The following is an 18,110-nucleotide window of genomic DNA, read 5'->3' as shown; positions in this document are numbered from 1 at the left end:
TACAACGTAAAAATAATACAAAATGTCTGTTTTGAGCTACATTTTGTGTTTTTTTGAGACACAAAAATCTATAAACCAACTTTATTTTTGTGCTTAAAATATTAATGCTTTGTTTGAAAAGAAAATAACTTCAAAAAAATTTTCAATTAGAGTACAAAATATTAATGAAAGTAGAATAGTAAAAACTTTCCCTAAAATAACAATGGCCTAATTATAGTGTATATGAAATCAAAATTACAATGCTTAAAATTTGATAAGATTAATTTAAAAAAAGGAAAAAACATAGTTTTGTTTTTATCCTTTTTTCTGTTTTCCTTAATTTCTGTTTTTTCTCAAACTCTTGATGCAAATGGAGACTTTGTTGTAACCTATAATGGTGCTGAAGATGTCGAGGCATTAAATGCTGTAGGATCAAATAATGAAATCTCTGTAATGGCTTTAAAAGATCCAGGAATCCAGCCGTTAGCAAATGTTGTTATTACTTTTCAGTTACCAGATGGAATTATTTATACAGATAATACGGTAGCTATTTTTAGTCAATCATCTACAACAGGGAATGTATATGTGATTGATGATGCTTTAACCACCGATTTTAACCAGCCAATATTTACTATTTACAGAGATAGTGGTGCTAGTGATTCTTGGGGAGTGAATGATGAAGTGGTTTTTACATTTAATAGAACTGCAGAATGTGAAGCTGTAACTTTTAAAGAAGACCTAATGGGTACTTTTAAAGATAATGTTTCAAATTTCCAATATACTAATTCTACTGTAACTAGAACTGCCGAAGATATAGATCCTAATATTGGTACATACAATTTGTTATCTGCAGCGTTTTCTATAGCAACTATTGATCCTGTGAATGGAATAGTTGGAGGTGGTAATTTGCATACAAGAGATATTTCTGTAATTAACGGGGGAAATTCAGGTGTTACTGAGGGACAACATATTGTTACAATTGGTGATAATATTGTAGATTATAAGTTTTATTATCAAACAATAGAATTAACTCCAACTTCAACATCTAACCCAACTGCAACAACTACAGAATATGTGTTTGATTATGATTTAACTCAAGCTCCTTTTTTTGGATTAGATACCACAAATGGAGGCGTTGATAATGGAGAGAATGGAGATGGAATTTTTGAAGGTTCAGAAACATTGATTTTTTCTGAAAGTTTTGAACTTGATGCTTGTGATTATACTTCAGTAACACATTTAGCTAAATGGGAATGTCAAGATTCGGGGGATGTTGCTGCTAATGTTTTGTTTGGAGCAAATAGCCCTTTATTAAGTATTGTAGAAACTCAAAACCCACATAATATTGCTGGTACCAATCATGTTATTCTTTCTATAACAAATAATGGTGCTGGTACAGCAGCTTGGGCTCAGGATGTTATGTTTAACTTAGGTTTAGGGTCTAATGGACAAAATGAATCAACTACTTATAATGATAATATTTACTATGCCTTTGATTATTATGATACAAGAAGGGTTAGTAATTTTTCAATTGGAGGGAATGCCTTTACTCCAGACAATATAACTACCACTAATGCAACTCGGGCTGGTTATGGTTCTGGTTATACTTTTGGGTTATTACCTAATATACATAATACCGATATAGATGGTGCTGGCGGTTTAACAGATATTGATAATGACGGTTTTTTTGATGATATTGCTCCAGGAGATACCGTTGTATTTGAATTTGATTACGATTTAAATCCAAGAGATAATTGTGGAATAGGAACCTCTCATTATATGCAATGGGAGCATGTGTTTTTTGATGCATTAACAAAAGATCAATGTGGTGTATCCAGACCAACGGAAGGGGTTGATTTAAATTATGGAAACATAATGAGAGATCGTACAAACCCAACGGTATTTCAACAAGATACAGATATTTTGGAAGCTGTCCCTTTTGAAGTGGCTATTGCGCCTTCATTAGATATTCAAGATTTTACGCATAATGGTCATGCAGCATTAAATTCAAATATGGATAGTGAGTTTTTTGTAACTATTACTGTGCCAAGAGGAATTACCTTGGCACCCGGTGCAGATCCTGGTCTCGTTTTAACCGAAGTAGGTTACGACCCTTTAGATGGAGTAACTCCAACACCAGGTGTGAAAAATACGATAACCTTTAGTTCTACCGATTTACAGAGGTATTATGTTTTAGGAGCAAACGGTGAAAACTACGCTCGTTTTCCATTAATAATGGATTGTGATGAATTGTTATTAGGTGGAGTGCAATCAGTAATTAATATAACATATGAAACAGAATTGAAATTATATGACACCGGTGGTGGTGCAGAGGTTTTTTCAAGATCTATACACTGTGGTCCTTTTGAACCAATTATAGAGCATTCATGTAATCCGCCTTGTTCGGGGCCAAATATTACATCGTTTGACGCTTATAGAATTACACCAGGTTATACTGATAATACTGAGGCTTCAACTGTAGATTTAACTTCAGGTGGTTACGAATTAGATGTTTATTTGGCAGGAGATGAGATGAAAGTAGAAACAGATGGTTTTATGAGTAATTTATCATCTGATAATTTATATTTTATTCAAACATATATTACTGACGGACTTACATCTGGTGCAAATGATATAGAATTTGTTTCTGGTACAATTGTTATTACTGATGATTCAAATGCATCAGCTACAACTTCAACATATGCAATTCCAGCTCCAACAATATCTTCAAGTGGTGAAAATCATACATTAGTTTATGACTTATCTGGTGTTATTTCAGAATTAGATTCTGGAACTGTGGATGATAGTGATTCTTTCCATGTAGAATTTACTTATAAATTCGCAACAGATGCTTATACAAATTATGGCTATCACATATTATCTAATTTTAGAGGTAGATATAGAATAACAGAAACATTACCAGGTACTACATCTGGAATAGCAAACGATAATGATAATGATGGTACTCCAAATGAAAACATAAGCTGTTTTGATTGGGGAGATAGTGTAGGATACCATAGACCAGATATTTTAAGAAATCATACCAGTACTACAGCTTTTGAATATTGTGAGCAACCTTGGGTGTATTTAAGAAATGATTATGTAAGAGCAAATGCAACACATTTACATACTGGTGAATTTAGACCAACAACTAGAATTCAACAAATGGAATTTACGGTTCCAGATGGTATAGAGGTTTTAGATGTTCGAGCTAATAATACTGAAGGTTCTTTTTTCTTAAGTAATGGGGATTTGGCTATGACGCAGTCAGGAAATACGTTTACGGTTACACCAGCAGGAAACTATAAAAACTCAGATCAGAGAGCAACAGTCGCTTATGGGTGGCAAGTTCAAGTTCAGTCTAATTGTGAGTTAGAACCTTCAACGGCGATAACAGCTGTAACGACATCAGAATATTTAGCATATTCTAATAATTCTGAAATAATTACGATAACAAATACTGGAAACCTAAATTATACTAGACCAACATTTATTTTACAGCCTTTAGTGAGTTCAACAGTTGTTGGATTTGGTCCAGAAGCAGAGTTTGATGTTAATATAGTTAATACTAGTAATGCAGGAGGAGATGTTGCTTTTAATTGGCTTTATGTTCCTCAAGTTGGAAATATTGTTATTACTGGTGCAGAAGATATTACCTCTGGAACTGGGGTGGCACTAAATGTTGTACAAGTTAACGGGGATTCCTATGTCGAAATAGGAAGTTTAAATGCTTCAGAGTCAAAAAACATTAGAATTAAAGCAACTTATGATAGTTGTACAGACATTCCAATGAACTTTAGTTTGGCTTCCGATTGTTATAGCTACCCTGCAGATTATTCTAACTTAACTGCGGTTTGTTATGATGAAACAATTCAAATGACATTACAGCCAGCTAATGCTCAAGTTCAACAAAATATAACATCTCAACCTTCCGCAGCTATTAATATGTGTGATCAATTTCAGGTAGAGGTGGAGTATTTAAGCGCACAATTTGGAACAGTTGCTGATCCAGTTGCATCACTTGTTGTTTTTAACGGTATAGCTGGAATAGATGTTATTCTGGTAGAAGTTGAATATCCAGGTGGCTCAGGTGATTGGGAAGATGTAACTTCATCGGTTGTAGGTGCTGCAAGTACCTATACCGTAGGTATTACACATTCAGACTTAGCTGATTCTGGAGGAGTGCCTTATGGCGGTATACCCGGTATTGGCGAGGTAGGGGCACCTGCTAATTTAAGAACAGCAAACGTACGTTATACACTTCAAACTACTTGCGACTATGTTTCAAACTCGCCATTAACATTTATAATAAATGGAGATAAAACTTGTGGAGAACCGGTTGTTGGAAATGGAAGTAAGGTTATATCAAATGGAGTAGAAGTGAATGGATTAACTGCACCTTATAATGCAACGCCAACAATTACTTTACCAGATTTTTTAAATGTAGATGGGGCACATATAGATGGTTGTTCTGCACAAGAAACAGTAAATATATCAACAACATTTAATGAGATTACGACTCCAACTGGAGCAAATGATTATGGTAAAGTTGTATTGCCAACAGGAGTAACTTATGTGAGTGGAACTTTTGTAAGTCTTACTACAGGAGCAAATGAAGTAACTTTATTTAGCTTTAATGCAAATGAATTAATTATTCAATACCCGTCTAATTTAACAACAGGTGACAATACAGTATTTGAGTTTGATATTGTACCTGACGCAGGTTATTGCGAAGAAAATGCTTTGGTTAGTTTTACAAACTATATAGAGCAAAATCCTGGAGCAATTTGTGCAGGAGTAAGTTGTGGGACAAGTTTAATTTCAACGGGAAGTTCTAACGAAGATTTAGACATTAAGAAAGCAGCTGTTGAAATTAATTTAGATTCTGCAATAGGAACAGTAACAGTTTTAGATGAATTAATAACTGCCGATTTTACAATTGATAATACATCAGATGTTGATGTAACAGCACCAGCTACTATTGGAGCTTATTATGACGTTAACCTAGACGGTGTTTATGATGCTGGAGATTTAGAGTTAGGCAGTCATATTATTACATCGGCAATTCCAGCTGGAGGTTCAATTACAGAAAGTATTCAATTTACTGCAACGCCTACACAAGCTTGTAATATTTTATTAGTAATGCGGGTTGATGAGAACCCTTGTATATGTTTGCCAGCAAGTGTAAGTATGGGGGCTCCAAGTGTTTTAACTGGAGTTGGTGGATCAAATGTACCTGTTTGTGAGGATTATGATGGTAGTAGTGTAACATTAGGTTCTGCTAATAACCCAGATTATACTTACGAATGGACAGGTTTAACACCAGCTGATGATATTACATATCTTGATAACCCAACAACAGCACAGCCAAACTTTGTATATGGAGGGGCAGATTTAACAGCTACAACTACATTTACATATCAAGTAGAGATTACTCGTCCTGGAGGATGTACATCTACAGATACTGTTGATGTTACAGTAACATTTATAGAACAACCTATTATAGATTCTAGTGAGTTAGATATTTGTGCAGATGAATATTTGTCAATTACATTTGGTAATACTTTAGGAAGTGATGAAATTATTAAAATTTGGAAAAATGCAGCGTTAACAACACCTGCAAACCTTCCAAACACGAGTGGTATTTGGAACTCAACGGAATTGTTTCCTGCCGGAACAGGAAATTTATATGCAACTGTTGAAAATACTGTTACAGGCTGTAGAACAGATGCTGTAACAATACCATATACAATATTAGATCGTGCTGCTACACCAACTATTGTAGTTCAAGCACCAACATGTGCTGCTGCCGGAACAGCAACAATAAGTAATTATGTTTCTGGGAATATATATACTTCAGACCCATCAGGCTTAAATGTTGATGGAAGTGGAGTTATTAGTGGATTTGTATACGGAACAGAATACATAATCAACTCTGGGAATACAACAATTCCGCTTTGTACATCTGAAGATTCAGAACCTTTTACAGTTTTAGATCAATTAGTGTCTCCAGATACACCAGCTATTTCAGTTGTAGCACCAACATGTGAAGCAGCAGGAACGGCAACCATTACCAACTACGTTTTTGGTAATACGTATACATTTAGTGATGCGGCATTGAGCGTTAATGTACTAGGAGAAATTAATGGCTTTACCTATGGGGCTGCATATTCAGTCACTTCAGGAAGTACGTCTAGTCCAGTTTGTACATCAGCAGCAGGATCGTTTACAGTATTAGATCAATTAGCAACACCAAATGCACCAGTTATTTCGGTTGTAGCACCAACATGTGCGGCAGCAGGAACAGCTACAATAACTAATTACGTATCAGGAAATACGTATACATTTAATGATGCAGCATTGAGTGTTAATGGAAGTGGATTAATAAGTGGTTATAATTTTGATACAACTTATACGGTAACTTCAGGAAGTTCAACGAGTCCAGTTTGTACATCAGCAGCGTCATCGTTTACAGTTTCAGATCAATTAGCAACACCAGATGCACCAGTCATTTCAGTTGTAGCACCAACATGTGAAGCAGCAGGAACAGCAACAATTACCAACTATGTATTTGGTAATACGTATACATTTAGTGATGCAGCATTAAGCGTAAATGTACTAGGAGAAATAGATGGCTTTACTTATGGTACAGCTTACACAGTCACCTCAGGAAGTACGTCTAGTCCAGTTTGTACATCAGTAGCATCATTACCATTTACGGTATTAGATCAATTAGCAACACCAGATGCACCAGTTATTTCGGTTGTAGCACCAACATGTGCAGCAGCAGGAACAGCAACAATAACTAATTACGTATCAGGAAATACGTATACATTTAGTGATGCAGCATTGAGTGTTAATGGAAGTGGATTAATAAGTGGTTATAGTTTTGATACAACTTATACGGTAACTTCAGGAAGTTCAACGAGTCCAGTTTGTACATCAGCAGCGTCATCGTTTACAGTTTCAGATCAATTAGCAACACCAGATGCACCAGTCATTTCAGTTGTAGCACCAACATGTGAAGCAGCAGGAACAGCAACAATTACCAACTATGTATTTGGTAATACGTATACATTTAGTGATGCAGCATTAAGCGTAAATGTACTAGGAGAAATAGATGGCTTTACTTATGGTACAGCTTACACAGTCACTTCAGGAAGTACGTCTAGTCCAGTTTGTACATCGGCAGCATCATTACCATTTACGGTATTAGATCAATTAGCAACACCAGATGCACCAGTTATTTCGGTTGTAGCACCAACATGTGCAGCAGCAGGAACAGCAACAATAACTAATTACGTATCAGGAAATACGTATACATTTAGTGATGCAGCATTGAGTGTTAATGGAAGTGGATTAATAAGTGGTTATAGTTTTGATACAACTTATACGGTAACTTCAGGAAGTTCAACGAGTCCAGTTTGTACATCAGCAGCGTCATCGTTTACAGTTTCAGATCAATTAGTAACACCAAATGCTCCAACTTTTACTCAAGTTAATAATGTTTGTTTACAACAAGTAGGAAGTGTTAGTGTAACAAATACAATAGGCACTTCAACTTATACTTTAACAGGAATTAATCCAGCAGTAGCTGCGCAAACAGGAACTAATTTTTCTGGTTTGGATGCAGGAACATATGAATTAACAGAGACAAATATTGATGGATGTATTTCATCAGCAACAGCTATTGTAATAATTAATAACTGTACCGATGCTATCGATGATATCAACAACACGTTTGTAGATGTAGCTGTAGATGGTAACGTAATAACGAATGATGAGGATAACGAAGATGATACTCAAACGGTAACAGCTTACGATGAATTAAGTACCAATGGCGGTACGGTAGTGATGAGTCCAAATGGAGATTATGTTTACACTCCAGCACCGGGCTTCACAGGAACGGATACCTTTACATATACCATTTGTGATGACGGTGTACCACAAGCCTGTGATACAGCAACGGTAACTATTGAAGTATTAGCCGATCCAAATACAGATATTAATGAAGTCGTAGCCAATAATGATATAGCAACAACCGAATCAGGCGAGTCAGTAGACATTGTTGTATTATCAAATGACTTCGATCCAGAAGGGAATGCATTTACAGTAACACCAGGTTCAGCAAGTGATCCAGCCAATGGAACAGTAGTAGAGAATGCCGATGGTACGATTACATATACACCAGATGCAGGATTTGTAGGAGAGGATACATTCACTTATGAAATATGTGATGATGGCAGTCCAGTAGTATGCGATACAGCCACAGTAACAGTAACAGTAGACCCATTAGATTTAACAGATAACGATACCTATGCTAATGATGATGCCTATAATGGTAATCCAAATATGGATATCACAGGCGGCGTATTAGATAATGATACTGATCCAGAAGGCGATGTACCAACAGTAAACACTACACCAGTTGATGATGTAGATAACGGCACATTGGTATTAAACCCTGACGGCACGTTTACTTACACACCAGATCCAGACTTTGTAGGGACAGATAGTTTTGTCTATGAAGTATGTGATGATGGAACACCACAAGCTTGTGATCAAGCAACAGTTTATATTACTATAAACCCAGCTAATGACACCGATGCTATCGATGATATCAACAACACGTTTGTAGATGTAGCTGTAGATGGTAACGTAATAACGAATGATGAGGATAACGAAGATGATACTCAAACGGTAACAGCTTACGATGAATTAAGTACCAATGGCGGTACGGTAGTGATGAGTCCAAATGGAGATTATGTTTACACTCCAGCACCGGGCTTCACAGGAACGGATACCTTTACATATACCATTTGTGATGACGGTGTACCACAAGCCTGTGATACAGCAACGGTAACTATTGAAGTATTAGCCGATCCAAATACAGATATTAATGAAGTCGTAGCCAATAATGATATAGCAACAACCGAATCAGGCGAGTCAGTAGACATCGTTGTATTATCAAATGACTTCGATCCAGAAGGGAATGCATTTACAGTAACACCAGGTTCAGCAAGTGATCCAGCCAATGGAACAGTAGTAGAGAATGCCGATGGTACGATTACATATACACCAGATGCAGGATTTGTAGGAGAGGATACATTCACTTATGAAATATGTGATGATGGCAGTCCAGTAGTATGCGATACAGCCACAGTAACAGTAACAGTAGACCCATTAGATTTAACAGATAACGATACCTATGCTAATGATGATGCCTATAATGGTAATCCAAATATGGATATCACAGGCGGCGTATTAGATAATGATACTGATCCAGAAGGCGATGTACCAACAGTAAACACTACACCAGTTGATGATGTAGATAACGGCACATTGGTACTAAATCCTGACGGTACGTTTACTTACACACCAGATCCAGACTTTGTAGGGACAGATAGTTTTGTCTATGAAGTATGTGATGATGGAACACCACAAGCTTGTGATCAAGCAACAGTTTATATTACTATAAACCCAGCTAATGACACCGATGCTATCGATGATATCAACAACACGTTTGTAGATGTAGCTGTAGATGGTAACGTAATAACGAATGATGAGGATAACGAAGATGATACTCAAACGGTAACAGCTTACGATGAATTAAGTACCAATGGCGGTACGGTAGTGATGAGTCCAAATGGGGATTATGTTTACACTCCAGCACCAGGCTTCACAGGAACGGATACTTTTACATATACCATTTGTGATGACGGTGTACCACAAGCCTGTGATACAGCAACGGTAACTATTGAAGTATTAGCCGATCCAAATACAGATATTAATGAAGTCGTAGCCAATAATGATATAGCAACAACCGAATCAGGCGAGTCAGTAGACATTGTTGTATTATCAAATGACTTCGATCCAGAAGGGAATGCATTTACAGTAACACCAGGTTCAGCAAGTGATCCAGCCAATGGAACAGTAGTAGAGAATGCCGATGGTACGATTACATATACACCAGATGCAGGATTTGTAGGAGAGGATACATTCACTTATGAAATATGTGATGATGGCAGTCCAGTAGTATGCGATACAGCCACAGTAACAGTAACAGTAGACCCATTAGATTTAACAGATAACGATACCTATGCTAATGATGATGCCTATAATGGTAATCCAAATATGGATATCACAGGCGGCGTATTAGATAATGATACTGATCCAGAAGGCGATGTACCAACAGTAAACACTACACCAGTTGATGATGTAGATAACGGCACATTGGTACTAAATCCTGACGGTACGTTTACTTACACACCAGATCCAGACTTTGTAGGGACAGATAGTTTTGTCTATGAAGTATGTGATGATGGAACACCACAAGCTTGTGATCAAGCTACAGTTTATATTACTATAAACCCACAAACTTCAGATTTAAGTATCTCAAAAGCGGTAAGTGATCCAAATCCAAATGTAGGCGATGTTGTAACCTTTACCATTACATTAAGTAATTCAGGTTCAACAGCAGCAACAGGCGTATCAGTTCAAGATATCTTACCAGTAGGATATAGTGGTGTAACGAACATAAGCGATTCTGGTACAGAAACAGCAGCTAATCAAGTAGATTGGACAGGTTTAAGTGTACCATTAGGGACAGATACATTAAGCTTAACATTTGATGCTACGGTAGAAGCCCCAACAGGCGCAGCCGATGAGTATATCAATGGCGTAGAGATTATAGCAAGTGATCAGTTTGATCCAGATAGTGATCCAACAAGTGGAGCAGATACAGATGATAATGATGATGGCATTGATGATGACGATGAAGCTATAGTAGGTATTACCATCCAACAATCAGATTTAAGCATTGCAAAAGCAGTTGATAATAGCAGTCCAAATGTAGGAGATACGGTAACGTTCACGTTAACCATCACCAATGCAGGACCAGATGCCGCGACAGGTGTAGCTATAGAAGATATTTTACCAAACGGATATACCTTAGGCACAGTAAACAATGGCGGAACAGCGACGGGCAATACGGCGAGCTGGACAGCTTTAAGCGTACCATCTAATAATGGCACATTAGAGTTGACTTATGAAGCCACGGTAAATGCACCAGGTGTAGGCGTAAGCTATACAAACAGTACTCAGATTACAGCAAGTGATCAATACGATCCAGATAGTGATCCAACAACCGATAATACTGTTGATGAAGATGGTGATGGCAATGGCGATGATGATGATGAAGATACATTGACCATCGTACCAGCAGCAGCCGATTTAAGTATTGCAAAAGGTATAGCCTCAGGAAGTGCAACACCAAATGTAGGGGATACAATCGTGTTTGAATTAGTGATAACTAATGAAGGCCCAGATGAGGCTACTGGCGTATCAGTAGAAGATGTGTTATCTGTAGGTTACACTTTAGGAACGGTTAACAATGCAGGAACAGGATTAGGTAATACAGCCACTTGGACAGGTTTAAGTGTACCATCTATGGGTAGTATTACAGTAACCTATGAGGCAGAAGTGAATGCTCCAACAGGCGCATTAGATGAATATTTAAATAGTGTTCAGATTACAGGCAGCGATCAGTTTGATCCAGATAGTGATCCAACGACAGATGCTACCGTAGATGAAGACAATGCCGATGGCGATAATGATCCAACCACAGGCGGTGATGACGATGATGAAGATACCTTTGTAGTTGTTCCACAAACTGTAGATCTAGCATTAGATAAAACAGTAGTTGATAACAATGGCGCTCCAGTAAACGTAGGTGATGTATTAACCTTTAGCGTAGCACTAAGTAATGGAGGAACAGTAGCAGCTACCGGCGTAAGTATAGATGATATCTTACCAATAGGTTACAGTTTAGTATCTGGTAGTATAGATAATGGCGGTGTCTTCAATGCCGGCGATACCACAATTACTTGGGAAGGTTTAACAGTACCATTAACAGGCACAGTAGTCACTTACCAAGTGACGGTAAATGCGCCAACAGGAGCAGCCGATGAATATAGAAACATAGCCGAAGTAACCGGAAGCGATCAGTTTGATCCAGATAGTACACCAGATAATGATGTATTAACAGAAGATGATCAAGATGATGAGATTGTAGTACCAGCGCAAGCCGATTTAGCATTAGCTAAAGGTATAAGTGCAACAAGTAGTGCAACACCAAATGTAGGAGATACAGTAATCTTCGAGATTGTTATAAGCAACAATGGTCCAGATGCAGCTACAGGAGTAAGTGCAAGCGATATGGTACCATCAGGTTATACCATAACAGGAGGTAGTATCGACAATGGCGGTATGGCTACAGGAAACCAAATCGATTGGAGTGGTTTAAGTATCTCAAGTGGTACAAGTATCACATTAAGTTATGCGGTAACGGTTAATGCCCCAACGGGAATAGCAGGCGAGTATAGTAATGTTGCCGAAGTAACCGGAAGTGATCAATTTGATCCAACGAGTGAACCAGGTAATGATGATGGCGATCAAAGTGAAGATGATGAAGATGGCTTTACAGTTATCCCACAAACTTCAGATTTAAGTATCTCAAAAGCGGTAAGTGATCCAAATCCAAATGTAGGCGATGTTGTAACCTTTACCATTACATTAAGTAATTCAGGTTCAACAGCAGCAACAGGCGTATCAGTTCAAGATATCTTACCAGTAGGATATAGTGGCGTAACAAACATAAGCGATTCTGGTACAGAAACAGCAACTAATCAAGTAGATTGGACAGGTTTAAGTGTACCATTAGGGACAGATACATTAAGCTTAACATTTGATGCTACGGTAGAAGCCCCAACAGGCGCAGCCGATGAGTATATCAATGGCGTAGAGATTATAGCAAGTGATCAGTTTGATCCAGATAGTGATCCAACAAGTGGAGCAGATACAGATGATAATGATGATGGCATTGATGATGACGATGAAGCTATAGTAGGTATTACCATCCAACAATCAGATTTAAGCATTGCAAAAGCAGTTGATAATAGCAGTCCAAATGTAGGGGATACGGTAACGTTCACGTTAACCATCACCAATGCAGGGCCAGATGCCGCGACAGGTGTAGCTATAGAAGATATTTTACCAAACGGATATACCTTAGGCACAGTAAACAATGGCGGAACAGCGACGGGCAATACGGCGAGCTGGACAGCTTTAAGCGTACCATCTAATAATGGCACATTAGAGTTGACTTATGAAGCCACGGTAAATGCACCAGGTGTAGGCGTAAGCTATACAAACAGTACTCAGATTACAGCAAGTGATCAATACGATCCAGATAGTGATCCAACAACCGATAATACTGTTGATGAAGATGGTGATGGCAATGGCGATGATGATGATGAAGATACATTGACCATCGTACCAGCAGCAGCCGATTTAAGTATTGCAAAAGGTATAGCCTCAGGAAGTGCAACACCAAATGTAGGGGATACAATCGTGTTTGAATTAGTGATAACTAATGAAGGCCCAGATGAGGCTACTGGCGTATCAGTAGAAGATGTGTTATCTGTAGGTTACACTTTAGGAACGGTTAACAATGCAGGAACAGGATTAGGTAATACAGCCACTTGGACAGGTTTAAGTGTACCATCTATGGGTAGTATTACAGTAACCTATGAGGCAGAAGTGAATGCTCCAACAGGCGCATTAGATGAATATTTAAATAGTGTTCAGATTACAGGCAGCGATCAGTTTGATCCAGATAGTGATCCAACGACTGATGCTACCGTAGATGAAGACAATGCCGATGGCGATAATGATCCAACCACAGGCGGTGATGACGATGATGAAGATACCTTTGTAGTTGTTCCACAAACTGTAGATCTAGCATTAGATAAAACAGTAGTTGATAACAATGGCGCTCCAGTAAACGTAGGTGATGTATTAACCTTTAGCGTAGCACTAAGTAATGGAGGAACAGTAGCAGCTACCGGCGTAAGTATAGATGATATCTTACCAATAGGTTACAGTTTAGTATCTGGTAGTATAGATAATGGCGGTGTCTTCAATGCCGGCGATACCACAATTACTTGGGAAGGTTTAACAGTACCATTAACAGGCACAGTAGTCACTTACCAAGTGACGGTAAATGCGCCAACAGGAGCAGCCGATGAATATAGAAACATAGCCGAAGTAACCGGAAGCGATCAGTTTGATCCAGATAGTACACCAGATAATGATGTATTAACAGAAGATGATCAAGATGATGAGATTGTAGTACCAGCGCAAGCCGATTTAGCATTAGCTAAAGGTATAAGTGCAACAAGTAGTGCAACACCAAATGTAGGAGATACAGTAATCTTCGAGATTGTTATAAGCAACAATGGTCCAGATGCAGCTACAGGAGTAAGTGCAAGCGATATGGTACCATCAGGTTATACCATAACAGGAGGTAGTATCGACAATGGCGGTATGGCTACAGGAAACCAAATCGATTGGAGTGGTTTAAGTATTTCAAGTGGTACAAGTATCACATTAAGTTATGCGGTAACGGTTAATGCCCCAACGGGAATAGCAGGCGAGTATAGTAATGTTGCCGAAGTAACCGGAAGTGATCAATTTGATCCAACGAGTGAACCAGGTAATGATGATGGCGATCAAAGTGAAGATGATGAAGATGGCTTTACAGTTATCCCACAAACTTCAGATTTAAGTATCTCAAAAGCGGTAAGTGATCCAAATCCAAATGTAGGCGATGTTGTAACCTTTACCATTACATTAAGTAATTCAGGTTCAACAGCAGCAACAGGCGTATCAGTTCAAGATATCTTACCAGTAGGATATAGTGGCGTAACGAACATAAGCGATTCTGGTACAGAGACAGCAGCTAATCAAGTAGATTGGACAGGTTTAAGTGTACCATTAGGGACAGATACATTAAGCTTAACATTTGATGCTACGGTAGAAGCCCCAACAGGCGCAGCCGATGAGTATATCAATGGCGTAGAGATTATAGCAAGTGATCAGTTTGATCCAGATAGTGATCCAACAAGTGGAGCAGATACAGATGATAATGATGATGGCATTGATGACGACGATGAAGCTATAGTAGGTATTACCATCCAACAATCAGATTTAAGCATTGCAAAAGCAGTTGATAATAGCAGTCCAAATGTAGGGGATACGGTAACGTTCACGTTAACCATTACCAATGCAGGACCAGATGCCGCGACAGGTGTAGCTGTAGAAGATATTTTACCAAACGGATATACCTTAGGCACAGTAAACAATGGCGGAACAGCGACGGGCAATACGGCGAGCTGGACAGCTTTAAGCGTACCATCTAATAATGGCACATTAGAGTTGACTTATGAAGCCACGGTAAATGCACCAGGTGTAGGCGTAAGCTATACAAACAGTACTCAGATTACAGCAAGTGATCAATACGATCCAGATAGTGATCCAACAACCGATAATACTGTTGATGAAGATGGTGATGGCAATGGCGATGATGATGATGAAGATACATTGACTATAGCACCAGCACAAGCTGACTTATCTTTAACTAAAATAGTTGTAGATGGAGATGTAACACCATTAATAGGTTCTGAAATAACATTCGAAATACGAGTGTTTAATGATGGCCCTCAAGATGCAACAGGAGTAGAAGTGATGGATTTATTACCATCTGGATATGACTTTGTATTGTATAGTTCTACATCAGGAACATATGATGAGGCAACAGGATTATGGTCATTAGGTACTGTGTTATCTGGTGAGTCTGAAACGTTATTAATTGATGTTTTAGTAAATGAAACTGGAGATTATTTAAATGTTACTGAAGTAGTAGCTTCAGATGTATTTGATGCAGATTCTGTACCAAATAACGATGATGGTAATCAAAGTGAAGATGATGAAGCTAATGCTATTGTAACACCAATAGAATCTGTTTCAGACCTTTCATTAGTAAAAACAGTAGTTGACGGCGATGTAACACCATTAGTTGGTTCAGAAATTACATTCCAAATTACAGTAACTAATGATGGTCCAGAAGATGCAACAGGCGTTGAAGTAACCGATTTATTACCAACAGGATATGATTTCGTGTTATTCAGTTCAACATCTGGAGCATATAACGAATCAACAGGAGTTTGGAACATAGGTGGAATTGCTAATGGCGAATCAGAAACATTATTGATAGATGTTCTTGTTAATGCTTCAGGAGATTACCTGAATATTGCACAAGTAACAGCATCTGATATAGTAGACGCAGATTCAACACCAAATAATGATGATGGCGACCAAAGTGAAGATGATGAGGATAACGCTATTGTAACACCAGTAATATCAGTTGCAGATTTATCTTTAACTAAAGATGTTGTTGATGGAGATACTTCTCCTTTAGTAGGATCGGAAATTACATTTGTAATAACCGTAACTAACGATGGTCCTCAGGATGCAACAGGAGTTGAAGTAACCGACTTATTACCGTCAGGATTTGATTTTGTATTGTTTAGTTCTACATCAGGAACTTATAATGAAACAACGGGAGTCTGGAATGTTGGTACTATTGCAAACGGAGGTACTGAAACGTTATTAATAGATGCCTTAGTAAATGGCGCAGGAGATTATTTAAACATTGCTCAAATTACAGGGTCGGATGTTTCAGATAATGATTCTACACCAAATAACGATGACGGCGATCAAAGTGAAGATGATGAAGATAATGTGTTAGTTACTCCTGTAGATGCCATGGCAGATTTATCTGTAAGCAAAACAGTTGTAGATAATGAAATTATGCCAAATGTTGGTGATGAAATCACATTCCAAATCACAGTTGATAATGCAGGTCCAGATGCAGCTACAGGCGTAGAGGTAATGGATTTATTACCTACAGGATTTGATTTTGTGAGATTTAGCGCAACTTCTGGAATTTATAATGAAGTAACTGGATTATGGACAGTAGGAACAGTTCCTAACGGAAGTTCTCAAAGTTTATTTGTTGATGTTATAGTTAATGAGCCAACAGGAACTGCTGGAGAGTATTATAACGTTGCAGAAATTAGTGCAAGTGATGTGATGGATCCAAACAGTACGCCAGATAATGATGACGGTGATCAAAGTGAGGATGATGAAGATGGTATCTTGATTATGACAGAAACAGCAGATTTAAGTTTAACTAAGTCTGTGAGTAACATGAACGCTAATGTTGGTGATGTTGTAACATTCACACTTCAAATAGATAATGCAGGAGCTAATGCAGCAACAGGTGTTTCATTAGAAGATGTTTTACCAATAGGTTACAGTAACATTACTAATATTAGTGATGGCGGTGAGCTTCTAGGTAATATTATTACATGGTCTGGTTTAAATGTACCTTTAACAGGGTTAACCATTACTTACGACGCGACAGTTAATATGCCAACCTTACAAGGTGGAGAATATTTAAACATTGCTCAAATTACGGGTAGTGATCAATTTGACCCTAATAGTACACCAGATAATGATGATGGCGATCAAAGTGAAGATGATGAAGATAGTACATTCATTAACACACCAATTGTAGATATTGCAGTAACAAAAACTGTTGATAACTCAAACCCATCAATAGGAGAAACGGTAGTGTTTACGATTGGAGCAAACAACTTAGGTGGTATTGATGCTACTACAGTAGAAATTATAGACTTATTACCTAGCGGATATGAGTTTGTATCTTATGTAGCTTCTTCAGGAACATATAATGCCGTTTCAGGTTTATGGAATATCCCATTAGTTTCAGCTGGAGTAACAGAAACATTAAATATTACTGTTGAAGTTTTAGATATCAATGATTATGTAAATACGGCTTCACTTGGTTTCACAGATCAAATAGATTCAAATGAAAGTAATGATACAGATGATGCAACTATTGCTCCTGAATGTTTGAAAATTTATAATGAATTTTCTCCTAACGGAAATGGTAAAAACGAATTCTTCTATATTGATTGTATAAACAATTACCCAGATAATAAACTAGAAATCTATAACAGATGGGGTAATGTAGTTTATGTAAAAGAAGGTTACGATAATACTTTTGATGGTGTATCTAACGGAAGAGCTGTTGTAAACAAAAACGAAAAATTACCGGTAGGAACCTACTATTATATCTTAGACCTAGGTGATGGAACAGAACCAAGAGCAGGTTGGTTATATATAGTGAGATAATAGATTTATAAAAC

At 37.8% G+C, this 18,110-nt stretch carries 1 protein-coding gene; it reads left to right on the top strand.

Annotated features, from left to right (window positions below; translation table 11 throughout):
* Positions 1 to 222: 222 nt before the first annotated feature.
* The gene (locus SJY43_RS00500) at positions 223 to 18,096 is read left to right on the top strand and encodes an Ig-like domain-containing protein (protein ID WP_396601901.1); all 17,874 of its coding nucleotides are present in this window, start codon (positions 223 to 225) and stop codon (positions 18,094 to 18,096) included.
* Positions 18,097 to 18,110: the final 14 nt, after the last annotated feature.

The organism is Algibacter sp. R77976, assembly GCF_044594645.1.
Classification (GTDB): domain Bacteria; phylum Bacteroidota; class Bacteroidia; order Flavobacteriales; family Flavobacteriaceae; genus Algibacter_B.
This window is presented reverse-complemented; position numbering and strand designations above follow the sequence as displayed.

What these genes read in the sequence shown, in the direction of transcription:
- SJY43_RS00500 (WP_396601901.1), top strand. Translation starts at nt 223, where the DNA reads ATGAAATCAAAATTACAATGCTTAAAATTTGATAAGATTAATTTAAAA.